The organism is Variovorax sp. AC194 (assembly GCF_979257995.1).
The window spans coordinates 3,562,164-3,585,598 of sequence record NZ_OZ409823.1; the positions used below are offsets into that span (position 1 = coordinate 3,562,164).

A 23,435-nucleotide genomic window follows, 5' to 3' on the forward strand; every position below is an offset into this window, starting at 1 on the left:
CCTCGCCGGGGGCGACACCGGCGGCCCGGCGAAGCCGGTTCCGCGGTGTCTCACGAATGGATTCAATGACCACTGACGCTTCTTCTCCTTCTTCCGACATCAACATCCGCTCGTACACGAGCCAGATTCCGTTCGCGCGCCACCTGGGCTTCGAGCTCACGAAGTTCGAGGGCGGCGAGTCCGAGATCCTCTACACCGCCAAGCCCGAGCACCTGAACACCTTCGACGTGACGCACGGCGGCGCCTGCATGACGCTGCTGGACATCACCATGGCGGCGGCCGCGCGCAGCGTGGCGCCCGAGACCGGCGTGGTCACCATCGAGATGAAGACCAGCTTCATGCAGCCTTCGGTCGGCCCGCTGCACGCGCGGGGCACGCTCATTCACCGCACCGCGACGCTGGCCTTCACCGAAGCCAAGATCTACGACGAACAGGAGCGCGTGTGCGCCCACGCCACCGGCACCTTCAAGTACGTGAAGCGGCGCCTGCCGACGGGCCCCGCGAGCGCGAACGAGATGCGGCCGCCTTCGACCGACTGACCGACTGAACGAATTCCCAGGAGACACACATGCCCACGAACAAGCAGATCCACCTCGACAACCGCCCGGATGGCGAAGCCGTTGCGAGCAACTTCAAGCTGGTGACCGCCGAGACGCCCGCGCTCGCCGACAACCAGGTGCTGGTGCGCCACCACTACATGAGCCTCGATCCGTACATGCGCGGCCGCATGAACGACGCCAAGAGCTACGCGCAGCCGCAGCCCGTGGGCCAGGTGTTCCAGGGCGGCACGGTCGGTGAAGTGGTCGAGAGCAAGCACCCCAAGTACGCCGTGGGCGACAAGGTCGTCGGCTTCGGCGGCTGGCAGGAATACAGCGTGGTCGACGGCTCGCAGCCCGGCGCGCTGAAGAAGGTGGACACCACGCACGTGCCGCTGTCGCACTACCTGGGCGCAGTCGGCATGCCGGGCGTCACGGCCTGGTACGGCCTCGTGAAGATCATTGCGCCCAAGGCCGGTGAAACGGTCGTCATCACGGCCGCGAGCGGCGCGGTCGGCAGCGCCTTCGGTGCGTTGGCCAAGGCGCGCGGCTGCCGCGTGGTGGGCATCGCGGGCGGTCCGGACAAGTGCAAGTACGTGACCGACGAACTGGGCTTCGACGCCTGCATCGACTACCGCCAGCACCCGGACGTGAAGACCATGAGCGCGGCACTGAAGGAAGCCTGCCCGAAGGGCATCGACGGCTACTTCGAGAACGTCGGCGGCTACATCTTCGATGCGGTGCTGCTGCGCACCAACGCCTTCGCGCGCGTGGCGCTGTGCGGGATGATCGCGGGCTACGACGGCGCGCCGCTGCCGCTCGCGAACCCGGCGCTGATCCTCATCAACCGCCTGAAGATCGAGGGCTTCATCGTCAGCGAGCACATGGAGGTGTGGCCCGAAGCGCTCGCCGAGCTCGGCACGCTCGTGGGCACGGGCAAGCTCAAGCCGCGCGAATCGGTCGCGCAGGGCATCGAATCCGCCCCCGAAGCCTTCCTGGGTTTGCTCAAGGGCAAGAATTTCGGCAAGCAGTTGGTCAAGCTCATCTGACCCCACCCGGATGAGCTGAACGTACGGCAAGGAGGCCGGTCATGGAAACCACGCACGAGGTGTTCAACCAGCCCGCACCGCTGGCGGACTACAACCTGTTCGAAACCAACCGGCCGCTGCGCGATGCGTTGAAGTTCAATGCGCCGCAGCTGCAGGTGGCGCCGTTGCAGGAGCTGGGCGTGACCATCGGCTCGGCCGAGATGCAGACGCATGCGCGCCTGGCCAATGTCCACACGCCCGAGCTGCACACGCACGACCGCTTCGGGCGGCGCATCGACGAGGTGGAGTTTCATCCGAGCTACCACGTGCTCATGTCGGCTGCGGTGGGCGCGGGCCTGCACGGCACGCCGTGGGCGGGCACCTCGGCCTCGCCGCATGTGCTGCGCGCGGCCGGCTTCATGCTCTTCACCGAGCTGGAGCCCTCGATGCTGTGTCCGATCTCGATGACCTACGCCGTCACGCCCGCGCTGCGCAGCAACGCGGCCGTGTACGCCGACTGGGGGCCCAAGCTCACGAGCCTCTGGTACGACCCGGCACTCAAGTCCTTCAAGGACAAGCCCGGCGTGACCATGGGCATGGGCATGACCGAGAAGCAGGGCGGCTCCGACGTGCGCGCGAACACCACGAAGGCCGTGCGCGATGGCAGCGACGCCTGGGGCGAGCGCTACGCGATCACCGGCCACAAGTGGTTCTTCTCGGCGCCGATGTGCGATGCCTTCCTGGTGCTCGCGCAGGCCGAGGCCGGGCTCAGTTGCTTCTTCCTGCCGCGCGTGCTGCCCGACGGCACGCGCAACGCCATCCACATCCAGCGCCTGAAGGACAAGCTCGGCAACAAGGCCAACGCGAGTTCCGAGGTCGAATTTCACGGCGCGAGCGCATGGCTCGTGGGCGAGGAGGGGCGCGGCATTCCGCAGATCCTGGAGATGGGCACGATGACCCGGCTCGACTGCGCCCTGGGCACCAGCGGCCTCATGCGGCAGGCGTTGAGCATCGCCATCAACCACGCATCGCAGCGCAACGCCTTCGGCAAGCCGCTGATCGCGCAGCCGCTCATGAAGAACGTGCTGGCCGACCTCGCGCTTGAGAGCGAAGCCTCCACGGCCCTGGCCATTCGACTGGCCCGCGCCTTCGACCACCCGGACGACGAACACGAGCGCCTGATGGCGCGACTGCTCACGCCGGTCGCCAAGTTCTGGATCTGCAAGCGCGGCAGCCATTTCGCGCAGGAGGCGATGGAGTGCCTGGGCGGCAACGGCTACGTGGAAGAGGGCGGCGAAGGCATCATGGCGCGCGTCTACCGCGAGATGCCGCTCAACTCGATCTGGGAAGGCGCGGGCAACATCATGGCGCTCGACCTGCTGCGGGGCCTGCGCAAGGGCGATGCCGTGGCGGCGCTGACGAAGGAACTGGCGCCCGCACGCGGCCAGCATGCGGCGCTCGACCGCCTGGCCGACGCGCTGCCCGCGCGCATCGAGGCGATGGCCTCCGAGGTGGAGGCGCGTCGTCTGGCACAGGACGTGGCGCTCGCCGTGCAGGCTTCGTTGCTGGCGCAGACGGCGCCGCCCGCGGTGGTCGGCGCGTTCTGCGCATCGCGCCTGGGCGGCGACTGGGGCAATGCCTTCGGCACGCTGGGCGCGGGCACCGATTTCGATTCGATCATCCAGCGGGCCAGTCCGCTATAGATATTCACGCCACCCCGCGAATCCGTTCGCACTGAGTCTGTCGAAGTGCCGCGCGCAGCTTCGACAGGCTCAGCCCGAACGGTGGTGGTGGATTCAGCCTCACGATTACAAGGAAACCGAAACCCATGGCCGACCTGATCCTCCACCACTACACCACCTCGCCGTTCTCGGAAAAGGTGCGGCTGATCCTCGGCGCCAAGAAGCTGCCGTGGAAGTCGGTCTTCATTCCGCCGATCATGCCCAAGCCCGACGTGGAGCTGCTCACCGGCGGCTACCGCAAGACGCCGTTCCTGCAGATCGGCGCCGACATGTACTGCGACAGCGCGCTCATCGCCGACGTGCTGGAGCACCTGCAGCCCGAGCCCACGCTGTACCCCGAGCCCGAGAAGGGCCTGTCGCGCATCCTCGCGCAGTGGGCCGACACCACGCTCTTCTGGGCCGCGATGGCCTGGAACCTGCAGCCCAAGGGCGCGGCCGAGGTGTTCGCCAAGGCGCCGCCCGAAGCCGCCAAGGCCTTCGGCGAAGACCGCGGCAAGATGAGCGCCGGCAACATGACGCGCCTGCGCCCGGCCGATGCCACCAGCGCCTACAAGTCGTACCTGCGGCGCCTCTCGGACATGCTGGACGACCGCCACTACCTCCTGGGCGAAGTGCCCAGCATCAGCGACTTCGCGGCCTACCACCCGCTCTGGTACACGCGCCGCATCGAGTCGGTGCGCACCATCCTCGATTTGACGCCCGCGGTGGTCGACTGGATGGACCGCATGGCCGCCATCGGCCACGGTGCACCCGAGAAGTACAGCGCCGACGAAGCCATTGCCGTGGCCAAGGCTGCGACGCCGCACACGCTGCTGACCGACAGCACCTTCCAGGACGACCATGGCATCGCGCTCGGCAGCGCGGTGACCATCCGCGCGGAGAGCTTCGGCCTGGAGGAAACGAACGGCACGCTGGTGGCCGCCACGCGCACGCACTACACGCTCGCGCGCAGCGAAGACCGCATCGGCACGGTGCACGTGCACTTTCCGCGCATCGGCTATGTGCTCAAAAAGGCGGAGGCCTGAAACGAGTTTGCGGTTGATCAACAAGAACCGTTCGGACTGAGCTTGTCGAAGTCTCGCGCGGCGCTTCGACAAGCTCAGCGTGAACGGATTGATATTTTTGAACGCGTTTCCCGTATGAGAGGCACGCGAGCGGGGCACCTTCGTGACTGCGCGCCGGCGCGTTCCGTATTTCAATAGCGCCTCCAACGTCGCAGACGTCGACATTCAACGCAAGAAGGACACCGGCAAATGATTCAGGACTTCAAGGGCAAGACCGCCGTTCTCACCGGCGCGGGCTCGGGCTTCGGCCTCGAATGCGCGCGCATCGGCGCTGCGCGCGGCATGAACCTCGTGCTGGTGGACGTGCAGCAGGACGCGCTGGACAAGGCCCGGGCCGAGATGGAAGCCGCCGGCGCGCAGGTGCTGGCCCGCAAGGTCGATGTGTCCGACGCCGCGCAGATGGAGGCGTTGGCCGCCGCCGTGAAGGAGCGCTTCGGCGCGCCGCACTTCGTGTTCAACAACGCCGGCGTGGGCGCGGGCGGGCTCGTGTGGGAGAACACCGTCTCCGACTGGGAATGGGTGCTGGGCGTGGACCTCTGGGGCGTGATCCACGGCGTGCGCCTGTTCACGCCGATGATGCTCGAGGCCGCAGCGAAAGACCCGAGCTACCGCGGCCACATCACCAACACCGCGAGCATGGCGGGCCTGCTCACGCCCCCCAACATGGGCATCTACAACGCCGCCAAGGCCGCGGTCGTGAGCCTTACCGAAACGCTGTACCAGGACCTGACGCTCGTAACCGACCAGATCGGCGCGAGTCTCCTGTGCCCTTACTTCGTGCCGACCGGCATCACGAGCAGCGAGCGCAACCGCCCGAATGCGCCCAAGGACAGCGAGCTCACCAAGAGCCAGCTGATCGGCCAGGCCATGAGCAACAAGGCGGTGAGCAGCGGCAAGATCACCGCGGCCGAGGTCGCGGCGAAGGTGTTCGACGCCATCAGCGACAACCAGTTCTACGTGTTCAGCCACCCCAAGGCGCTGGGCAACGTGAAGAGCCGCATGGAGAACATCGTGTCGATCACGAACCCGGCCGACCCGTTCCTGGAGCGCCCCGAGATCGGCCAGAAGCTGCGCGAGCAACTGCGCGCAGGCTGAGCTGCCTGCCGCCTACGCCGCCCCGGCGCGCCGCAATGCGGCCGCGACGAAGACGATCGCCGCGAGCGCCGACGATGCCGTGCGCACGGTGTTCCACATCGTCCAGGTCTTGAGATAGGTCTGCCAGAACGTGCCGCCGTCGATGGGCGACGTGGCCGCGAGCTGGTTGTTCAGCGGCACGTTGAGCACCATCGTCACACCGAAACAGCCGACCACGTAGAGCAGGCTCGCGAGCAGCACCAGTTGCGAGTCCAGCTGCGAGATCGAGAACAGCGACCAGCCGCCGAGCACGATGCCCAGCACCGCGCTGCCCATGAAGAGGAGCATGAAGCTCGGCGTGATCACCGTGACGTTGATCGCGTTCATCGCGTTGATGCCTTCGCTGTTCTGCACGCGCGCGAGTGCCGGCATCACGAACGAAGAGAACGCGTAGAAGATGCCGGCGACCATCGCCGTGGAAAAGGCGCTCGCCAGGATTAGCACCGTCGCCGTCTTGCCCATCATCACTTCGCTCCCCACACGCCGGTCGGGGCCGTGCGCGCCACGTAATCCGCGAAGGTGCGGGGAGGGCGGCCCAGCGCCTGTTCCACGCCGTGCGCGATGGGCAGGTTGCGCCCGTCCAGCACGGTGGTGAAGAGATAGACGACGAGCCAGCAGAGGTCTTTGGGCAGCCCCGCTTCCGCCAAGAGCTTGGCGTAGTCGTCCATCGGGATGATGTGGCAATCGATCCGGCGATTCGTCGCGCGCGCGATCTGCGCGATGGCCTCGGGAAAGGTGAAGGCCTGCGAGCCGGTCAGCTCGTAGAGCTTGCGGCTGTGGCGGCTGTCGACCAGCGCTTCGGCCGCGATGTCTGCGATGTCGTCGGCATCGATGAAGGGCTCCGCGGCGAGCCCTTCGGGCAGCGTGATCGCGCCCGCGACGATCTCGTCGAGAAAGTAGTTTTCGCTGAAGTTCTGGAAGAACCAGCTCGCGCGCACGATGGTCCAGTCGAGCGCGGTGGCCTGCAGGGCGCGCTCGGCGTCCTGCGCTTCGGGCTCGCCGCGGCCCGACAGCAGCACGATCTTTTGAACGCTGGCTTTGGCGGCAGCGTCGTAGAACGCGGTCACCGTGTCGACGGCACCCGGCACGCACAGGTCCGGCTGGCAGGCGACGTAGACGGCGCGAACGCCCTCGAGCGCGGCCGTCCAGGTGGCGCGGTCTTCCCAGTCGAACGGCGGTTGCGCGGCGCGCGAGCCGACGCGCACGGCGTGCCCGGCGGCGCGCAGCCGTTCCAGAACGCGCCCGCCCGTCTTGCCGTTCGCGCCGAGTACCAAAATGGGATGCGCATCATCCCGGGTGCTGCTGCTGATTGCCATTTTCGAACTCCTTGAGATAATGTGAGTAATGCTCACGTAAAAAATGATAGTTACTCACATTTTGAATGTCAACCCCGGGATGAAGCCATGACACGCAGTGCACCTTTGCCATCGCAGGTTGCCGTCGCCGAGGCGCCTTCGGCCAGGAAGAGCCCCATCCAGGAGCGCAGCAAGGCGCGCGTGGAGCGCATCCTCGAGGCGGCAGCCGAGCTGATCGTGCGCGGCGGCAGCGACCAGCTCAAGATGAGCGAGGTCGCCGCATCGGCCGGCATCTCGATCGGCTCGCTCTACCAGTATTTCCCCGAGAAGGCGGCGCTGATCCGCATGCTGGCCGAGCGCATCAATGCCGCGAGCCGCGAGTGCATCCGCGAGGGCCTGAAGGACGTGGTCGATCTCGCGAGCCTGCAGTCGTCCTTCGCCGCGCTGGTGGACGTGTACTACAGGATCGTCAACGAGCGCCCCGTCATGCGCGACATCTGGAGCGGCATGCAGGCCGACAAGCAGTTGCTGGCCCTGCAGATCGCGGAAAGCCGTGCCTGCGGGCAGATGCTGGCCGACGCAATGTTCAAGGTGCACAGGGTGCGCGGCCGTGCCGACACCAAACGGGTGGAGCAGGCGGCCTTCCTGATCTGGGAGATGGGCGAGGCGACGATCCGCCTGGCCATCGCGGTCGAGGCGGCCGAAGGCGCGGCGCTGGTGGCCGCCTACAAGCGCATGGCGCTTCGCGAGATCACCGATCCGCTCGCTTGATCACTCGGCTGCGGCCTGCGATTCGATCCACTCCCACACCGCCCGGATCGCCGGCTCGTTCTCCCGCCCGTTCGCGGTCGCGAGAAAGTAGCTTCCCGTATCGAGCGCCGGCCCGAAGGGCCGCACCAGCGCGCCGCTGCGAAGCTCCTCGGCCGCGAGCGTGAGGCTCAGCAGCGCGACGCCATGGCCCGCCAGCGCGGCGAGCATCGCGTGCGTCTCGTCCGAGAACGACAGGCCCGCGGCCTTCGCCGAACGTCCGCGCGGCTGTGCGATGCCCGCTTCGCGAAACCAGCGCGACCACAGCGCCGGCGCCAGCGCGTTCGGCTGCCAGTCGCAATGGATCAACTGGTGCCTGGGCAGATCGCCCTTGCGGCGCAGGCCCAGCATCGGGCTGCACAAGGGCGCATAGCGCTCGGGCATCAGTTCGCTCGATACCAGCCCCGGCCAGTTGCCGCTGCCCGAGCGCACTGCGATGTCCGCATCGCCGCGCGAAAGATCGACCACCGTGTCGCCCGCGTGCAGCCGCAGCTCGATGCCGGGGCAGGCCTTGCGAAAGGCCGTCATGCGCGGCAGCACCCAGCGCGCCGCAAAGGCCGTGTTGGTGGTGAGCGTGACGGACTGCGAAGCCGCAGGCCGGCGCAGCCGCTCGACACCCGCTTCGAGCGCATCGAAGCCCATGCACAGATCGTCGAAGAGCCGCTGGCCCGCGGGCGTCAGCGCGAGCTGCCGCGTGAGCCGGCGAAACAGCGGCTGCCCCAGCGTGTCTTCGAGCGCTCGCACCTGGTGGCTGATCGCCGAGGGCGTGACCGAGAGTTCGGCCGCCGCGCGCTGGAAGCTCAGGTGTGCGGCCGCCGCCTCGAAAGCCCGCAGCGAGAGCAGGGGCGGCAGGCGGCGTGAGGGGCGGACAGATGAGCCAGTCTCTTGCATGACGGGAGAAATGATCGTTTGTGAATGGCCGGGCGTATCCCTAGATTCGAGGCCTGTGCAGTCATTCTGACGGCGCAACACAGCGTACATCAACTCATCCATCCACGGAGCGAATTCCATGACCCTCAACCTGCTTCACATCGACGCCAGCGCCCGCCCGGGCATCTCGGGCACCGACCCGCACGGCTCGCACACGCGGCGCCTCTCGGCACGCTTTGTCGAACGCTGGCGCAAGACGCGGCCCGGCGACCGCATCGATCACCTCGACGTCGGCCAGCACCCGCCCGCCTTTGTCGACAGCCGCTGGATCCACGCCGCCTTCACCGCGCCGGCCGACCGCGAGCCCTGGATGGCCGACGTGCTCGCCGAAAGCGACCGCCTCGTCGATCAGCTCCTGGCCGCCGACCTGATCGTGGTGGGCCTGCCGATGTACAACTTCAGCGTCCCCGCGCAGTTCAAGGCCTACATCGACAACATCGTGCGCGTGGGCCGCACCTTCGGCTTCGACCGTGCGCGCGGCGCGGTGCCGTACTGGCCGATGCTCGCGGACGCCGGCAAGCGCATGGTGCTGCTCGGCGCGCGCGGCGACCATGGCTACGACAAGGGCGGGCGCATCGCGCACCTGAACCACGCGGAGGACACGGTGCGCTCGGTGTTCGGCTACATCGGCATCACCGACGTGCGCGAGGCGGCGGTGGAGTGCGACGAATTCGGCGGCGAGCAGCTCGCGCAGTCGATGCGCAAGGCCGAGGCGGCTGTGGATCGCCTCGTGGACGAACTCAGCGGTACGACAGCACCGGGCCGTGAACCGGTGGTCTCTTTCCAGGCTTCGCCACGAACGGTAACCGCCTGAGCGACCGCCCGGCGGGGCTTGGTCACGCCGCGTCGATGCGCGGCAATCCCAGCACATGGTTCGCGTGCCTGCCTTCGCCGAGCACGAAGTCGGCGCTCCCGCGAACCACGAAGCCATGCTTCTCGTAGAACCGGCAAGCGCGCAGGTTCCGCACGTTGACCAGCAGCCACAGCCCATCGTTGCCCGCGCGTGCCGCCTGCAGTAGCGCAGACCCCACGCCGCGCCGCGTGAACGGCTCCTGCACATACAGCGTGCAGAGTTCGGAGTCGGCTTCAGGCACCAACGGCTGCGGCACGCCGGAGCGCACGAGTGCATAGCCGGCGAGGCGTTCGTCCACCTCGGCAACGTGCAGCGAAACATCGGGCGCATCCAGCAGCGCGAGGAATTTCTCGGGCGTGAACTCCGACAGCACATAGCGCGCGAACAGGTCGCTCACGCCTTCGGTGTAGGTGGCGAGCCAGACCTGGATCGACAGGGCGGCCAGGGCGTGCGCGTCGGTTGCGCGCGCGAGACGGATGGAGACTGGAGGAGGAAGGGGGCGTTCCACGGCGGCTCTTTCTTCGGGCGCCCGATTCTGTCAGGAAGCAGTCCGCGCGCGACGGCCGCGCGCGTCCTTTGCAGCGTGCGCTACAGCGGGCCGACGCCCGCCTCGCTCAGGCGATCACCGGTGCCGCCATGCCCGAGCCCGTCGCGGCGACCGTGATGGTCTTGCCGACCGACGCCGTGTACGCAGGCTCTTTCACGCTCGAGACGAACACGTACTCGGCCTTGACCTGCGCGGCCGTCAACGTCACGAGCATGTAGCCGCGGCGCGAGGTGTCGCAGTAGTTCACGTCATCGATCAGGCCCAGGCCGGCGCCGATCGCGGCGTTGCCCAGTTGCGGCACCAGGGCGCTGCCGTCGATCGAGCTGCCGGCGGTGCCCAGCCCGACCGACTCGAAGCCCGTGGACGTGACCGAGGTGCCCGCGAACTCGATGCCGACCTTCTCGTTGGCGAGCGTGGTGAGGTTGGCGAACCAGCCGTCGTGCGAGTCGCCCGACAGCGTGACCAGCCGCTTGCCCTGCGTCTTTACGGCCTGCAGGATCGCGTCGCGCTGGGCGGGATAGCCGTCCCACGAATCGAGGTTGTAGGGCAGCCGCGGGTTGCTCGTCGTGCTGAGCAGCGCGGCCTGGGTCGGCGTCAGCGCGCCCGCACCGGCGGCGGCCAGCGTGGCCTTGGCGGTGAGGAACGCGGTGATGGCTGCCGGTGCGCCGGCCGGGTTGCTGGTGAAGGTCGTCAGCACCGAGGCCGGGAACCACATGCGCGCCATGATGGTCTGGTTGCCCAGCACCTGCCATGTCGCGGTCGATGCGTTCATGCCGGCGGTGAGCCAGTTCTGCTGCTCCACGCTCATCATCTGGCGCGAGGCATCGGGGCGCACGCCGCCCGCGGAGGGCGCAAGGCCCGCGAGGTAGCGCGCGATGCCGCCGTCCGCATCGCCGAAGTTGTCGTACTGGCGATCGCGGCCCTCGATGCGCGTGTCCAGCATGTGCAGCGTGAAGATGCTGCCGAAGTCGAAGCGGCGGTAGATCTTCAGCGGATTGGCGGTGTCGGGCGTGCGGATCGGCATCCACTCGTGATAGACCTTGGCCGCGATGTTCTTGCGCGTGACCCAGTCGCCCTGCGTGGCGGGGTTGTGGTTCTCGGCGCCGTTCACGTAGCTGTTGTTGGCGAACTCGTGGTCGTCCCACACCGTGATCCACGGCATGCGCGCGTGCGCTGCCTGCAGGTTGAGGTCGGACTTGTAGAGCGCGTGGCGCGTGCGGTAGTCGTTCGCCGTGACGATGTCGTTCGCGGGGCTGGCGATGCGGTTGCCCGGAATGCTGCTGTTGCCGTACTTCGCCGGGTCGGAGCCGTATTCGTAGATGTAGTCGCCCAGGTGCAGGGCGTACTGGGCATCGGTCTTGGCGGCCGCGTCGTAGGCGTGGAAGTAGCCCTCGGAGTACAGCGCGCAGGAGAACACGGCGAACTTGACCGAGGCCACGCCGCCGGCGGGCAGCGTGCGCGTCGTGCCGATGGTGGAGGTCGCGCCGGTCGCGTCGCGAAAGCGGTAGAAGTAGGTGTTGCCCGCGGCAAGGCCGGTGGCGTCTACCTTGGCGGCAAAGGATGCGGAGGCAGTCGCGATGACGCTGCCCTTGCTCACGATCTGCGCGAAGGCCGCGTCGGTGGCCACGTCCCAGGTGAGGGGAACGTCGGCCTCGCTGTCGGGCACCTTGGCGTGGGTCCAGAGGATGACGCGGTCTGCCAGTGGATCGCCGCTGGCGACACCGAACGCGAAGGCGGCGGGCGCCGGCGCCTGTGCGGGCGCCGGTGCTGGTGCGGGAGCAGGCGGAAGAATGGGCAGGAAGCCCGGGCCGCCGCCGCCACCGCCGCCGCACGCGGCCAGCGAGCCCACGGCGGTCAGGGCGATCGCGCTGGAAGAAGACTTGACGAGGAACTCGAGAAAGTCACGCCGACGGCGGTTGGCGGCCTCGCGGGGATCGATGTCGTCTGCGGGCGGGCGCGGCGAATTGGCGGAGGTCATTGCATTCGTCCATGTGTGGGGTGGACGGATTGAATGCAGGAGGCATGACGCGGGTGTGACGCGCGGCCCGCCGCTAGGCTGCCTGCAGGTTCACGCGGAACTTGCTCGGCGTGGCACCCGCTGCCTTGCGCATGAGCCGCCTCAAGGCTGTCGCGTCTTCGTACCCGACTTGCGCGGCCACCTGGTCGATGGTCATCCGGCTCGTTTCGATCAGCATGCGCGCGCGCGAGAGTCGCACGCTCTGCACGAGCGCGAGCGGACCGAGGCCCGTCGCGGCGCGCACGTGGCGCGCTAGCGTGCGCTGCGACATCGCGAACTCGCCGGCCAGGGCCGCGACGCTCGGTGGACGCGGCAGCGACGCCTCGATGCGCTGCGTGAGCCGCCGGATCAGCTCGCTGCCGTTGGCCATCATCGAGGGCACGACGAACGGCGCCTGCGCCTCGCGGCCGTCGATCAGCAGCACCTTGCCGACGGCATCGGCCAACGGTGCGCCGAAGCGCGTGCGCAGCAGGTGGAGCATGAGGTCCGACTGGGCGAACGCAGCGCCGGCCGTGCTGACCGGGCCATCGGCGCAGACCATGCGGTGGGCATCGACGTTGCAGCGCGGCTCGATGCGTCGCAGTTCCGGCGCGAGCCACCAGGTGGTGGTGGCGCGCCGGTCCTGCAGCACGCCGGCGGCTTGCAAGAGGAACACGGCGGAACAGGAGGCTGCCACGGCGCCGCCACGCGCGGCATGGCGTCGCACGGCGGCGATGGCGCGGGTGGCGCAGTCGTCGGCCAGCCGGACTGCGAGGTCCGCGGGGCGGTCCACGCCGAGGCCCGGGACGATCCATGTCGAGGCGTCGGCGCGCGAGCGGACGGGGATCGCGGCGGTCTCGATCTGCAGGCCGCTGCTCAGCGGCACGAAGCCGCCGTCGGGCGACACCACGCGCCAGGTCGGCCGGGGCATCTTCAACGCAGGTGCCAGACCGGCCGCGGCCTCCAGCACGTCCAGGGTGATCGAGACGCTGGTGGCGAAGGCTTTGGGGAGCACGAGGACGGTGAAATCTCGCATGGCTGAAACCGCTCGATAAACGTCTAAATGGACACTGTCAGTCTAGCGCCTGGCCACGTGTAATAGCTGCTCCGATCCACACGAAGACCCGCAGGAGCCAAGATGCCGACGACACGCAACCTGAACGAAACCGACCCGCTCGAAGACTTCGAGCGCCGCGAGATCACGCTGGACGACGCGACGAAGAAGGTCTACATCGCCGGCGCCGGACCGGCGGTGATCGTCATGACAGAGATGCCGGGCATCAGCCCGCATGTCGCGCGCTTCGCCCGCTGGGTGCGCGATGCGGGCTTCACCGTGTACATGCCGTCGCTCTTCGGCCGCGATGGCGCGGTGGCGGATGCGGAGGAGGGCAAGGCGGTCTTCCAGCATGCCTGCGTGAGCGCCGAATTCCGCGCCTTCGCGGGCAACAAGTCCAGCCCGGTGACGCAGTGGCTGCGTGCGCTCGCCCGGCTGGCACACAAGGAGTGCGGCGGACCGGGCGTTGGCGCCATCGGCATGTGCTTCACCGGCAACTTCGCGCTCACGATGATGCTGGAGCCTTCGGTGCTCGCGCCGGTGCTGTCGCAGCCGGCATTGCCGCTGGACAATCCGGCCGGCATCGAGATCTCGCCGGAGGAAATCGCCGCGGTGAAGCAGCGCCTCGATCGCGAGGACCTGACCGTCATGGCCTACCGCTTCGAAGGCGACAAGTTCTGCACCGCGCAGCGCTTCGCCGCTTATGCCGAAGCGCTCGGTACCCGCTTCGTTGCGCGGGTGCTGCCCGATAGCGCGGCCAACCGGCAGTCGCTGCCGTCGTTCTTCGAGCAGGTGGTCGCGAGCCCGCACAGCGTGGTGACGGCCCACCTCATCGACGAGGCGGGCCAGCCGACGATCGCGGCCCGCGACGAGATCCTTTCGTTTTTCGCGCGCCGGCTGGTGTCGAAGTAACCGAAGGAATCAGGCCTGCGCCGAAGCGCAATCGGCCACGGGGCGGCCGGCTTCGCGCCGGTCGAGCGAACGGCTCCAGAGCGCGATCGCCAGGCCCACGAGCGTGAGCAGCGCGGCCACCCAGCCGAGGGCGCGCAGCCCCGGGCCGTGGTCGATCACCACGCCGCCGACCCACGCGCCGAGCGCGTTGCCGAGGTTGAAGGCCGCGATGTTGAGGCTCGACGCGAGGTTCTGTCCCGCGCCCGAAGCCTTCTCCAGCACCCGCAGCTGCATCGGCGCCACGGTGGCGAACGAGGCCACGCCCAGCAACCCGACGAAGACCACCGCGGTGAACGGCGTGCCGATGGTGAACTGCATCGCGCCGAGCACCACCGCGAGCGCCACCAGCGTGCCGAGCACCGCGGCCATCGGCGCGCGGTCGGCCAGCTTGCCGCCCAGGATGTTGCCGACCGCGAGGCCGCCGCCGAACACCAAGAGGATCGGCGACACGGCCGATTCCGAAAGCCCGGTGATCTGCGTGAGCAGCGGCTGGATGTAGGTGAACACCACGAACACGCCGGCAAAGCCCAGCACCGTCATCGCCAGCCCCAGCAGCACCTGCGGGCGGGCCAGCACGGCCAGCTCTTCGCGCAGCGGCGCGGGCTTGGCTTCGCCCTTCACGCGCGGCACGAACACGGCGAGCACCACGAGCGCCAGCACGCCGATCAGCGTGACCGCCCAGAAGGCCGAGCGCCAGCCGAACTGCAGGCCCAGCCACGCGCCGGCCGGCACGCCGAGCAGCGTGGCGGCGGTGAGGCCGGTGAACATGATCGCGATGGCCGAGGCGCGGCGCTCGGGCGCGACAAGGCCGGTGGCCACCACCGAGCCGACGCCGAAGAAGGTGCCGTGCGCGAGCGAGGTGACCACGCGCGCGGCCATCAGCATCTCGTAGTTGGGCGCCAGCGCGCAGGCCAGGTTGCCGAGCGTGAAGATCGCCATCAGCGCGAGCAGCACCGTCTTGCGCGGCAGCTTGCGCGTGGCGATGGTGAGCACGGGCGCGCCGACCGCGACGCCGAGCGCGTAGCCCGAGATCAGGAGGCCGGCCATCGTGATGGAGACATGAAGGTCCGTCGACACCTGCATCAGCAGGCCCATGATGACGAACTCGGTGGTGCCGATCCCGAAGGCACCGGCGGTGAGGGCGAGTAGAGCGATTGGCATGATGACCTGTACTGTGAAGACATTCCGGGTCTGTGACTAGAATGCCGCCGCTACACGCACTTGTGAACTGAAGTCACAGAAAAGGACCGCATGCCACGCCTCGACGTCAACCGCTCCGGTGAAATGGAAGCCTTCGTGCAGGTGGTCGAATCCGGCGGTTTCTCCGCGGCGGCGCGCCTGCTGGACATGACGCCCTCGGCCATCAGCAAGCTGGTGGCGCGGCTCGAACTGCGGCTGGGCATCCAGCTCGTGCACCGCTCCACCCGCAAGCTGCAGCTCACGCCCGAGGGGCTGCATTTCTACGAGCGCAGCACCCGCGTGCTGGCCGACATGGACGAGGCCGAGCGCTGCGCCGCCGCCGGCGCGGCGCCGCGCGGGCGGGTGAGCATCAACGCGAGCGTCTCGTTCGGGCATCACAAGCTCGTGCCATTGGTGCCGCGCCTCCTGGAGATGCATCCGGAGATCACGCTGGACATCGCGCTGACCGACCGCATCGTCGACCTGATGGACGAGCGCGCGGACATCGCGATCCGCTGGGGCCAGCTGCCGGCGTCCGACCTGGTGGCGCGGCGCCTGGGCGAAACGAACCAGGCCATCGTGGCCTCGCCCGCGTACCTCAAGAAATACGGTACGCCGCACACGCCGCAAGAGCTGGAGGCGCACAACCGGCTCGGCTGGAGCTATCGGCGCAACACGCCCGACTGGCCGCTGCGCGTCGATGGCCGGATGGTCTCGATCCCGGTGGCGGGCCCGGTGCGCGCGGGCGATGGCGAGACGCTGCGGCAACTCGCCATTGCGGGGGCGGGTGTGGCGCGGCTGTCGCTGTATCACATCCAGCACGATATCGACGCGGGGCGGCTGGTGCCGCTGCTGGAGGAGTTCAACCCCGGCGAGGCCGAGCCGATCCACGCGGTGTACATCGGCAAGGCCGGCACGCTGCCCGCGCGGGTGCGGGCTGTGCTCGACTTTCTGGTGGCCTGCTCGGGCGTGGGAGACGGGCGCTACACGCGCAAGCGGACCGCGCCGATGCCGGGGAATTCGGCCGTCACCTGATCGCCGCGGCGGCAGGGCAGCACGCCGACCCACGAGCCGGTGGTGACGACCGTGCCGGCGCGCGCGGTCTGGCCATGGCGCGTGATGTGGCGCAGCCAGATCGGCAGCAGCCACGCTGGATCGGCCAGCGGATGGGTGCCTTCGCGCACGACGACTTCGGCGCCGCCGATGCGTGTTTCGCAGCGCTGCGAGGCCCAATCGACAGCGGCATACGGTTGCCATTCGCCGAGCACGAGTGCGCCATGAACTTGCGAATCGGCCAGGCGCAGCAGGGCGGGCGTGGAGGCGAGGTCTTGCCAGCGCGAATCGACGATCTCGATGGAGACGGCCATCGCGTCGATGAGCGAAGCCGCGTTGTCGTGATCGAGTTGGGCGGCCTGCTCGGGTGTCACGTCCTGGCCGAGCCGCAGCGCGATTTCGGATTCGATGCCCGGCGTGTGGAACACGAGGTCGTCGAAATTCGCCGGGCTCTGGCGCACGCCGGCCGGTGGCAGCGGCGCATGCGTGAGCGTCACACTGCGCGAGCCGCCGCCGGATTTCCAGTGGCCGGGCACGGCGCCGTCGTCGCCGAACCAGTCGAGTGCGGCGGCCACGGCGTCCTGCACTTCGTAGGCCTGGGCAGCGTCTTGCAGCGCATCGGTCCAGGGGGCGGCGTCGAGGGTGCGGTTGCTGCGGCGTGCGGCGATCAATGCGTCGGCGAGGGCGGTCATTTGTGGGTTCATTTTTTGGATTTTGTCAGTTGCTCTGTTCAGGGCGGGTGCGAAGGCCACCGGGTACTCCCCTCCGCGAATGTCCCCCGGCTTCGCCTCCTCGCTGATTTCGCTGCGGGGAGCACCCGATGCCCTTCGCACTGGAGCACGCTGCTGGTTTGCGGCCGATCAACAAGTGCTCTGAGACGAGCGCGCCGATGGGGTGCCTTGCGCAGCGAAATCAAGGAGGAGGGCGAAGCCCGGGGGACATTCGCTTCGCCGTGTACCCCGTCGGCGTGATCGTCGCCCCGAAACAGAGACCTCAGGTCTCCACGTGCACGTTGCCGTCCTTGACGACCTTCGCCCACTTGGCGATTTCGGTGCTGATGAACTGCTTGAACTTGTCCTGCGACCCGCCGCCGTCTTCGGCGCCATAGGTGTCCATGCGCTCCTGCACATCGGGCATCGCGAGCACGGTGTTCACGTCGCGATTCACCTTCTGCGCGATCGCCGGCGGCAGCTTGCCCGGGCCGACAAGGCCGTACCAGGTGGTGGCCTCGAAACCTGCGAAGCCTTGCTCCTGCATCGTCGGCACGTTGGGGTGGCCTTTGGCGCGCTTGGTGCGCGTCTGGGCGACGGCGATCACGCGGCCGTTCTTCACGTGCGGCGTGGCGGCGGTCATCGTCTCGAAGCTGTACTGGATCTGTCCGCCCATCAGGTCCGCGAGCAACGGGCCGCTGCCCTTGTACGGCACGTGCAGCGCATCGACGCCGCCCTGCAGCTTGAACATCTCCAGCGCCAGGTGCTGCGCGGAGCCCGCGCCGGCCGAGCCGAAGCTCACCGTGCCGGGTGCGGCCTTGCAGGCAGCGACGATGTCTTTCACGCTCAGCGCCTTCTGCCCCGGGTTCGCGATCAGCAGGTTGGGCGTGACGCCCACGAGCACGATCGGCACGAAGTCGCGCTCCACGTTGTAGCGCAGCTTGGGCTGCAGGCTCGGCGCGAGCGCGTGGCTGTTGATGTGCGCCATCAGCAGCGTGCTGCCGTCGCTGGGCTGCTGGGCCACGTAGTCGGCCGCGAGCACGCCGGCGACGCCGCCCTTGTTCTCGACGATGACCTGCTGGCCCCACATGATCGTGAGCTTCTGCGCGACCACGCGCGCGAGCGCATCGGTGCCGCCGCCCGGTGGGAAACCCACCACGATGCGCACGGGCCCCGTGGGCCACTCCTGCGCGAAGAGCCGGGGCACGCCCAGCGCGGCGGCCGCGGCGCCGGCGGCTTGAATGAGGGAACGTCTTTGCATCATCTTTGTCTCCGTGGTGTTGGGGGTCCGATGCGTGCCGGCTTGGGAAGACCGGCAAGGTGAAAGGCCGCCGCGTCGTTCAAGCGACGCGTTGCGGCCGGTGTGTGCTGCAGGCCTACGCGGCTTTTTGCAAGCCGACGGGCGCTGCCGCGTGGTTGGCGAAATGGTCCATCGCCGCCTGCACGCCACTGCCCGCGAGCTTGATGCCCGAGAGCTTCATGCCCATCTCGACGCCCGCGACCATGGCCACGAGGGTCAGGTCGTTGCTGTCGCCCAGATGGCCCATGCGGAACATGCGGCCCTTGAGCTTGCCCAGGCCCGTGCCGAGCGAGAGGTCGAAGCGCTGGTGGATCAGGCGGCGCAGCGCATCGGCATCGACGCCCTCGGGCGTGATCACGCCGGTGAGCACGGGCGAGTAGACGGCCGGGTCCGCGCACTGGATCGGCAGGCCCCAGGCGTTGACCGCGGCGCGCACGCCGGCGCCCCAGCGCTGGTGGCGCGCGAACACGTTGTCCAGGCCCTCGCCGAGGATCATGTCGAGCGATTCCGACAGGCCGTAGAGCAGGTTGGTGTTCGGCGTGTAGGGCCAGTAGCCGTCCTTGTTCATCTCGACGATCTCGTCCCAGGCCCAGAAGGCGCGTGGGAGCTTGGCGGTCTTCGAGACTTCGAGTGCGCGCGGCGAGAGCGCGTTGAAGCTGATGCCCGGCGGCAGCATCAGGCCCTTCTGCGAGCCGCTGATGGTCACGTCCACGCCCCATTCGTCGTGCCGGAAATCGGCGCTCGCCAGGCCCGAGATGCTGTCCACCATCAGGAGGGCGGGGTGGCCGGCCGCGTCGATGGCCTTGCGCACGGCGGCGATGTCGGAGGTGACGCCGGTGGAGGTCTCGTTGTGCACCACGCACACGGCCTTGATCTTCTTCTCGGTGTCCTTGCGAAGGCGCGCCTCGATGAGCTCGGCCTGCACGCCGCGGCGCCAGCCCGGCGCATTCGGCAGGTGCTCGTCGGTGCCCGAGAGCGCGAGGAATTCGGTGGAGAGGCCCAGGCGCGTGGCCATCTTCTGCCAGAGCGAGGCGAAGTGGCCCGTCTCGTACATGAGCACGTGATCGCCCGGGCTCAGCGTGTTGGCGAGCGCGGCCTCCCAGGCGCCGGTGCCCGAGGCGGGGTAGATGGCGACCGGGTGCTTCGTCTTGAAGATCTGCTTGATGCCGCCGAGCACCTTCAAACCGAGCGTGCCGAACTCGGGCCCGCGGTGGTCGATGGTGGGAAGGCTCATGGCCCGCAGGATGCGGTCGGGCACGGGGCTGGGCCCGGGAATCTGGAGGAAATGGCGGCCGGTGGGATGGATGTCGAGTTGCAGCATGGACTGTCCTTTCGCTTTCAGTTTTGCATTCAAAATGCTTTTTTGTTTGATGGTTTACCCTTAATCGTTAGGGTTGTAGGTCCTATTTTTTGCATTCAAAATGCATTCAAAGGGAAACCCCATGACCGCTGAAATCATCGAGATCTCCAGGCTCGCGCTGCATGACCAGGTGGCCGCGCGCCTTCGCACCATGCTGGTGGAAGGGCACATCGCACCGGGCGCCAAGCTCAACGAGCGGGAGCTCTGCCTGCAACTGCGCGTCTCGCGCACGCCGCTGCGCGAAGCCATCAAGCTGCTCGCGGCCGAAGGGTTGGTGGACCTCTTGCCCAACCGCGGCGCGGTCGCGGTGAAGCTCACCGAGGCCGACGTGCTCGACACCTTCGAGGTGCTCGCGATGCTCGAGGGCATGTCGGGCGAACTGGCTGCCAAGCGCATCACCGACGAGGCCCTGGCCGAGGTGCGCGCGCTGCACTACGAGATGCTGGCCTGCTTCTCGCGGCGCGATCTCTCGGGCTACTACCGGCTGAACGCGCGCATCCACACGGCCATCAACGAGGCCGCGGGCAACCCGGTGCTCGCGGGCACCTACCGCTCGATCAACGCGCGCGTGCAGTCGCTGCGGTTTCGCACCAACCAGAACGAGGCCAAGTGGAAGCACGCGGTCGACGAGCACGAACAGATGATCCAGGCGCTGGCCGCACGCGATGCGCAGGCGATGCGCAAGGTGCTCATCGCGCACGTGCTGCGCAAGCGCGACACCGTGCTGGAGCTCTTGCGCGCCGGCGAGATCTATCCCCAAGCCAATAAAGCGAGCTGACTCCACTATGCGCATCGATCCCGCCAGCCACATGCAGCCAGCCGGAACCGTTCTTCCGCCCAACGACACCTGCGAATTGCTCTCGCGCCGGCTGCGCGCCGAGACGCAAGGCGAGGTGCTGTTCGACGACGGCTCGCGCGGGCGCTACGCCACCGATGCGTCGATCTACCAGATCACGCCGGTCGGCGCGTTCGTGCCGACCAACGACAAGGACATCGCGACCGCCATCGACATCGCGCGCGACCTGAAGGTGCCGGTGCTCGCGCGCGGCGGCGGCACGAGCCAGTGCGGCCAGACCACGGGCGCGGCGCTGGTGATCGACAACAGCAAGCATTTCCGCCGCGTGCTCGAGGTGAATGCAGAGGAGGGCACGGCGACTGTCGAACCCGGCCTCGTGCTCGATCACCTGAACGCGAAGCTCAAGCCGCTCGGGCTCTGGTACCCGGTCGACGTCTCGACCAGCGCACAGGCCACGCTGGGCGGCATGGCGGGCAACAACTCCTGTGGTTCCCGCTCCATCGCCTACGGGAACATGGTGCACAACGTGCTGGGCGCGAGCGCGTGGCTGTCGAACGGCGAGCTGGTGGAGTTCGGCCCGGTGGGCACGATGGGCGTGCGCGCGGCCGGCATCGCGCAGTTCGTGCGCGGCCTGGCGCGCCAGCACCGCGACGCGATGGCGGAGAACTGGCCCAAGGTGATGCGCCGCGTGGCCGGCTACAACCTGGACATCTTCGACAACCAGAGCGAGAAGCCGTACACGGCCGACGGCAGCGTGAACCTCGCGCACCTGCTCATCGGCTCCGAAGGCACGCTCGCGTACACCAAGAGCCTGAAGCTCAAGCTCGCGCCGTTGCCGCGCGCAAAGGTGCTGGGCATCGTGAACTTCCCGACCTTCCATGCGGCCATGGATGCGGCGCAGCACATCGTGAAGCTCGGGCCGACGGCAGTGGAACTGGTCGATCGCACGATGATCGAGCTGAGCCTTGCGAACCCCGCCTTCAAGCCGACGGTGGAGACCGCGCTCATCGGCAAGCCCGCGGCGATCCTGCTGGTGGAGTTCTCTGGCGCCGACAAGGCCGCATTGCTCCCGCAGCTCAAACAACTTGTCGAACTGATGGGCGACCTGGGCCTGCCCGGCAGCGTGGTCGAGATGCCCGACGACGCACGCCAGAAGAACCTGTGGGAAGTGCGCAAGGCCGGCCTCAACATCATGATGAGCCTGAAGGGCGACGGCAAGCCGGTGAGCTTCATCGAGGACTGCGCGGTGCCGCTCGAACACCTGGCCGAATACACCGACGCGCTGACCGAAGTGTTCGCGAGACACGGCAGCCGCGGCACCTGGTACGCGCACGCGTCGGTCGGCACGCTGCACGTGCGGCCGATCCTCGATATGCGGGCCGACGGTGCCGCCAAGATGCGCGCCATCGCCGAGGAGGCCAGCGCGCTGGTGCGCAAGTACAAGGGCGCGTTCAGCGGCGAGCATGGCGATGGCCTCTGCCGCGGCGAGTGGATCGAATGGCAGTTCGGGCCGGCCATCAACGAGGCGTTCCGCGCGATCAAGCGCAAGCTCGACCCGATCGACCTGTTCAACCCCGGCAAGATCATCGATCCGCCGCGCATGGACGACGGCTCGCTGTTCCGCTTCGCGCCGCCCACGGCGCCCAAGCCCTACCGCCGCATCGAACTCAAGCCGGTGCTCGACTGGTCGGCCTGGAACGTCAACGCCGACCCCGTGACCGAGGTGACCACCGCGCCCGGCACCGGCGGCGACAGCACCGGGGGCCTGGCCAAGGCCGTGGAGATGTGCAACAACAACGGCCATTGCCGCAAATTCGATGCCGGCACCATGTGCCCCAGCTACCGCGTGACGCGCGACGAACAGCACTTGACGCGCGGCCGCGCCAACACGCTGCGCCTCGCGCTCTCGGGCCAACTCGGCGCCGACGCTTTCACGAGCGAGGCGATGCACGAGACCATGGATCTGTGCGTCGGCTGCAAGGGCTGCAAGCGCGATTGCCCGACGGGCGTGGACATGGCGAAGATGAAGATCGAGTTTCTCGATCACTACAAGAAGCGCCACGGCCACACGCTGAAAGACAAGCTCGTGGCCTACATGCCCGACTACGCGTACCGCGCGAGCCGCATGCCGTGGCTCCTGAACCTGCGCAACAGCGTGCCCGGCGCGGCGTGGCTCGGCGAAAAGCTGCTGGGCTTTTCGGCGAAGCGTTCGCTGCCCGAATGGCGCAGCGACACCTTCTGGCGCGCCAAGGGCAACGAGCCGGGCCTCTTCGCGGACCAGGCCTCGGTGCTGTCGGTGGCGGCGCGCGGGGGCAAGGCCGCGGTGCTCTTCGTCGACACCTTCAACGGCACCTTCGAGAGCGAGAACGCATTCGCGGCCGCGCGCGTGCTCGAAGCCGCGGGCTATGTGCTGCACACGGTCGAAAAAAGTGGTGGAAAGGGCGGCGGCCACCATTGCTGCGGCCGCACCTTCCTCGCGAGCGGCATGGTGGACGAGGCGAAGGTGCGTGCCGAAGCATTGATCGATGCGCTGCTGCCGCTCGCGCAAGCCGGCATTCCCATCGTCGGCCTGGAGCCTTCATGCCTGCTCACGCTGCGCGACGAGACGCTGGTGATGGGCTTCGGCGAGAAGGCGCAGACCGTGGCGAAGCAGGCGCTGCTGTTCGAGGAATTCATCGCGCGCGAAATCAAGGCCGGCCGCTTCGCGCTGGCGCTCGAGCCCTCCGCGGCGCCGATCCTCCTGCACGGCCATTGCCACCAGAAGGCCTTCGGCGCGGTGAGCCCGATCATGGAGGTGCTCAAGCTCATTCCCGGTGCCGAGCCCGAGCTGATCGAAAGCTCCTGCTGCGGCATGGCCGGCAGCTTCGGCTACGAGGCGAGCCACTTCGATGTCTCGATGCAGATGGCCGAGGCGAGCCTGCTGCCGGCCATCCGCGCCAAGCCCGATGCGGTGGTGGTGGCCGATGGCACCAGCTGCCGCCACCAGATCGGCGACGGGGCGCAGCGCGAGGCGGTGCACGTGGCGGTGCTGCTGGCGCGGCACCTGCTGAAGCCTGATCCCGTGACACGGTAAACCGGCCGGCCCGCGGGCAGGATCGCG

At 68.2% G+C, this 23,435-nt stretch carries 21 protein-coding genes; 11 read left to right on the top strand and 10 right to left on the bottom strand.

Annotation, left to right across the window (positions count from 1 at the left end; translation table 11 throughout):
* Positions 1-65: 65 nt before the first annotated feature.
* From ACZYRS_RS17055 to ACZYRS_RS17075, 5 genes are all read left to right on the top strand, one after another.
* Positions 66-539: a PaaI family thioesterase gene (locus ACZYRS_RS17055; RefSeq protein ID WP_198783686.1), complete on the top strand. Its 474-nt coding sequence runs from the start codon at positions 66-68 to the stop codon at positions 537-539.
* Positions 540-568: 29 nt separating this feature from the next.
* Positions 569-1,585 (top strand): NADP-dependent oxidoreductase, encoded by a 1,017-nt coding sequence (locus ACZYRS_RS17060; RefSeq protein WP_463420180.1) that lies wholly within the window; start codon positions 569-571, stop codon positions 1,583-1,585.
* A gap of 41 nt (positions 1,586-1,626) precedes the next feature.
* On the top strand, positions 1,627-3,267 hold the full coding sequence (locus tag ACZYRS_RS17065; protein WP_463420181.1) for an isovaleryl-CoA dehydrogenase: 1,641 nt from the start codon (positions 1,627-1,629) through the stop codon (positions 3,265-3,267).
* A 125-nt stretch (positions 3,268-3,392) separates the two neighbouring features.
* Positions 3,393-4,331, top strand: coding sequence for a glutathione S-transferase family protein (locus tag ACZYRS_RS17070; protein WP_463420182.1), 939 nt, complete (start codon positions 3,393-3,395; stop codon positions 4,329-4,331).
* Between the two features lie 228 nt (positions 4,332-4,559).
* On the top strand, positions 4,560-5,465 hold the full coding sequence (locus ACZYRS_RS17075; protein ID WP_463420183.1) for an SDR family oxidoreductase: 906 nt from the start codon (positions 4,560-4,562) through the stop codon (positions 5,463-5,465).
* 12 nt (positions 5,466-5,477) lie between these two features.
* Here ACZYRS_RS17075 and ACZYRS_RS17080 read toward each other — a convergent pair whose 3' ends face one another.
* Together ACZYRS_RS17080 and ACZYRS_RS17085 are read right to left on the bottom strand one after the other, a co-directional pair.
* On the bottom strand, positions 5,478-5,969 hold the full coding sequence (locus tag ACZYRS_RS17080) for an anthrone oxygenase family protein (protein WP_463420184.1): 492 nt from the start codon (positions 5,967-5,969) through the stop codon (positions 5,478-5,480).
* Complete coding sequence (locus tag ACZYRS_RS17085) at positions 5,969-6,820, bottom strand: NAD(P)H-binding protein (protein ID WP_463420185.1); 852 nt, start codon at positions 6,818-6,820, stop codon at positions 5,969-5,971. Before ACZYRS_RS17085 ends, ACZYRS_RS17080 begins: the two co-directional genes overlap by 1 nt.
* 87 nt (positions 6,821-6,907) lie before the next feature.
* On the opposite strand from ACZYRS_RS17085, the gene ACZYRS_RS17090 reads away from it, so the two are divergent.
* On the top strand, positions 6,908-7,570 hold the full coding sequence (locus ACZYRS_RS17090) for a TetR/AcrR family transcriptional regulator (protein WP_463420186.1): 663 nt from the start codon (positions 6,908-6,910) through the stop codon (positions 7,568-7,570).
* On the opposite strand, the gene ACZYRS_RS17095 is transcribed toward ACZYRS_RS17090, so the two are convergent.
* On the bottom strand, positions 7,571-8,497 hold the full coding sequence (locus ACZYRS_RS17095; RefSeq protein ID WP_463420187.1) for a LysR substrate-binding domain-containing protein: 927 nt from the start codon (positions 8,495-8,497) through the stop codon (positions 7,571-7,573).
* A 118-nt stretch (positions 8,498-8,615) separates the two neighbouring features.
* On the opposite strand from ACZYRS_RS17095, the gene ACZYRS_RS17100 reads away from it, so the two are divergent.
* Positions 8,616-9,350 (top strand): FMN-dependent NADH-azoreductase, encoded by a 735-nt coding sequence (locus ACZYRS_RS17100; protein WP_463420188.1) that lies wholly within the window; start codon positions 8,616-8,618, stop codon positions 9,348-9,350.
* A gap of 22 nt (positions 9,351-9,372) precedes the next feature.
* Here the strand turns inward: ACZYRS_RS17100 and ACZYRS_RS17105 are convergent, their stop codons facing one another.
* From ACZYRS_RS17105 to ACZYRS_RS17115, 3 genes are all read right to left on the bottom strand, one after another.
* Positions 9,373-9,897, bottom strand: a complete 525-nt coding sequence (locus ACZYRS_RS17105; protein ID WP_463420189.1) for an N-acetyltransferase family protein — start codon at positions 9,895-9,897, stop codon at positions 9,373-9,375.
* Positions 9,898-10,003: 106 nt separating this feature from the next.
* Positions 10,004-11,914: an alkaline phosphatase D family protein gene (locus ACZYRS_RS17110; protein ID WP_463420190.1), complete on the bottom strand. Its 1,911-nt coding sequence runs from the start codon at positions 11,912-11,914 to the stop codon at positions 10,004-10,006.
* Positions 11,915-11,987: 73 nt separating this feature from the next.
* Positions 11,988-12,968 (bottom strand): GlxA family transcriptional regulator, encoded by a 981-nt coding sequence (locus ACZYRS_RS17115; protein WP_463420191.1) that lies wholly within the window; start codon positions 12,966-12,968, stop codon positions 11,988-11,990.
* Positions 12,969-13,070: 102 nt separating this feature from the next.
* Here ACZYRS_RS17115 and ACZYRS_RS17120 point away from each other — a divergent pair, with 102 nt between their 5' ends.
* Positions 13,071-13,898: a dienelactone hydrolase family protein gene (locus ACZYRS_RS17120; protein WP_463420192.1), complete on the top strand. Its 828-nt coding sequence runs from the start codon at positions 13,071-13,073 to the stop codon at positions 13,896-13,898.
* A gap of 9 nt (positions 13,899-13,907) precedes the next feature.
* Here the strand turns inward: ACZYRS_RS17120 and ACZYRS_RS17125 are convergent, their stop codons facing one another.
* Complete coding sequence (locus ACZYRS_RS17125) at positions 13,908-15,098, bottom strand: MFS transporter (protein ID WP_463420193.1); 1,191 nt, start codon at positions 15,096-15,098, stop codon at positions 13,908-13,910.
* A 90-nt stretch (positions 15,099-15,188) separates the two neighbouring features.
* Here ACZYRS_RS17125 and ACZYRS_RS17130 point away from each other — a divergent pair, with 90 nt between their 5' ends.
* On the top strand, positions 15,189-16,151 hold the full coding sequence (locus ACZYRS_RS17130) for a LysR family transcriptional regulator (protein WP_463420194.1): 963 nt from the start codon (positions 15,189-15,191) through the stop codon (positions 16,149-16,151).
* Here ACZYRS_RS17130 and ACZYRS_RS17135 read toward each other — a convergent pair.
* The 3 genes from ACZYRS_RS17135 to ACZYRS_RS17145 all read right to left on the bottom strand — a co-directional run bounded on the left by ACZYRS_RS17135 (position 16,100) and on the right by ACZYRS_RS17145 (position 19,500).
* The gene (locus tag ACZYRS_RS17135; protein WP_463420195.1) at positions 16,100-16,861 is read right to left on the bottom strand and encodes a 2-keto-4-pentenoate hydratase; all 762 of its coding nucleotides are present in this window, start codon (positions 16,859-16,861) and stop codon (positions 16,100-16,102) included. The two genes, ACZYRS_RS17130 and ACZYRS_RS17135, sit on opposite strands and share 52 nt — an antisense overlap.
* A 301-nt stretch (positions 16,862-17,162) precedes the next feature.
* Complete coding sequence (locus ACZYRS_RS17140) at positions 17,163-18,140, bottom strand: Bug family tripartite tricarboxylate transporter substrate binding protein (protein WP_463420196.1); 978 nt, start codon at positions 18,138-18,140, stop codon at positions 17,163-17,165.
* 115 nt (positions 18,141-18,255) lie between these two features.
* Entirely contained in the window at positions 18,256-19,500 is a 1,245-nt protein-coding gene (locus tag ACZYRS_RS17145) for a pyridoxal-phosphate-dependent aminotransferase family protein (protein WP_463420197.1), read from the bottom strand.
* 121 nt (positions 19,501-19,621) lie between these two features.
* Here ACZYRS_RS17145 and ACZYRS_RS17150 point away from each other — a divergent pair, with 121 nt between their 5' ends.
* A complete protein-coding gene (locus tag ACZYRS_RS17150) occupies positions 19,622-20,317 on the top strand; it encodes a GntR family transcriptional regulator (RefSeq protein ID WP_463420198.1) in 696 nt (231 codons plus the stop codon).
* A gap of 7 nt (positions 20,318-20,324) precedes the next feature.
* The gene (locus ACZYRS_RS17155; RefSeq protein WP_463420199.1) at positions 20,325-23,408 is read left to right on the top strand and encodes an FAD-binding and (Fe-S)-binding domain-containing protein; all 3,084 of its coding nucleotides are present in this window, start codon (positions 20,325-20,327) and stop codon (positions 23,406-23,408) included.
* Positions 23,409-23,435: the final 27 nt, after the last annotated feature.

What these genes read in the sequence shown, in the direction of transcription:
- ACZYRS_RS17065 (WP_463420181.1), top strand. Translation starts at nt 1,627, where the DNA reads ATGGAAACCACGCACGAGGTGTTCAACCAGCCCGCACCGCTGGCGGAC.
- ACZYRS_RS17100 (WP_463420188.1), top strand. Translation starts at nt 8,616, where the DNA reads ATGACCCTCAACCTGCTTCACATCGACGCCAGCGCCCGCCCGGGCATC.
- ACZYRS_RS17080 (WP_463420184.1), bottom strand. Translation starts at nt 5,969, where the DNA reads ATGATGGGCAAGACGGCGACGGTGCTAATCCTGGCGAGCGCCTTTTCC.
- ACZYRS_RS17135 (WP_463420195.1), bottom strand. Translation starts at nt 16,861, where the DNA reads ATGACCGCCCTCGCCGACGCATTGATCGCCGCACGCCGCAGCAACCGC.
- ACZYRS_RS17125 (WP_463420193.1), bottom strand. Translation starts at nt 15,098, where the DNA reads ATGCCAATCGCTCTACTCGCCCTCACCGCCGGTGCCTTCGGGATCGGC.
- ACZYRS_RS17070 (WP_463420182.1), top strand. Translation starts at nt 3,393, where the DNA reads ATGGCCGACCTGATCCTCCACCACTACACCACCTCGCCGTTCTCGGAA.
- ACZYRS_RS17120 (WP_463420192.1), top strand. Translation starts at nt 13,071, where the DNA reads ATGCCGACGACACGCAACCTGAACGAAACCGACCCGCTCGAAGACTTC.
- ACZYRS_RS17085 (WP_463420185.1), bottom strand. Translation starts at nt 6,820, where the DNA reads ATGGCAATCAGCAGCAGCACCCGGGATGATGCGCATCCCATTTTGGTA.
- ACZYRS_RS17095 (WP_463420187.1), bottom strand. Translation starts at nt 8,497, where the DNA reads ATGCAAGAGACTGGCTCATCTGTCCGCCCCTCACGCCGCCTGCCGCCC.
- ACZYRS_RS17115 (WP_463420191.1), bottom strand. Translation starts at nt 12,968, where the DNA reads ATGCGAGATTTCACCGTCCTCGTGCTCCCCAAAGCCTTCGCCACCAGC.
- ACZYRS_RS17060 (WP_463420180.1), top strand. Translation starts at nt 569, where the DNA reads ATGCCCACGAACAAGCAGATCCACCTCGACAACCGCCCGGATGGCGAA.
- ACZYRS_RS17055 (WP_198783686.1), top strand. Translation starts at nt 66, where the DNA reads ATGACCACTGACGCTTCTTCTCCTTCTTCCGACATCAACATCCGCTCG.
- ACZYRS_RS17155 (WP_463420199.1), top strand. Translation starts at nt 20,325, where the DNA reads ATGCGCATCGATCCCGCCAGCCACATGCAGCCAGCCGGAACCGTTCTT.
- ACZYRS_RS17090 (WP_463420186.1), top strand. Translation starts at nt 6,908, where the DNA reads ATGACACGCAGTGCACCTTTGCCATCGCAGGTTGCCGTCGCCGAGGCG.
- ACZYRS_RS17110 (WP_463420190.1), bottom strand. Translation starts at nt 11,914, where the DNA reads ATGACCTCCGCCAATTCGCCGCGCCCGCCCGCAGACGACATCGATCCC.
- ACZYRS_RS17150 (WP_463420198.1), top strand. Translation starts at nt 19,622, where the DNA reads ATGACCGCTGAAATCATCGAGATCTCCAGGCTCGCGCTGCATGACCAG.
- ACZYRS_RS17145 (WP_463420197.1), bottom strand. Translation starts at nt 19,500, where the DNA reads ATGCTGCAACTCGACATCCATCCCACCGGCCGCCATTTCCTCCAGATT.
- ACZYRS_RS17130 (WP_463420194.1), top strand. Translation starts at nt 15,189, where the DNA reads ATGCCACGCCTCGACGTCAACCGCTCCGGTGAAATGGAAGCCTTCGTG.
- ACZYRS_RS17140 (WP_463420196.1), bottom strand. Translation starts at nt 18,140, where the DNA reads ATGCAAAGACGTTCCCTCATTCAAGCCGCCGGCGCCGCGGCCGCCGCG.
- ACZYRS_RS17075 (WP_463420183.1), top strand. Translation starts at nt 4,560, where the DNA reads ATGATTCAGGACTTCAAGGGCAAGACCGCCGTTCTCACCGGCGCGGGC.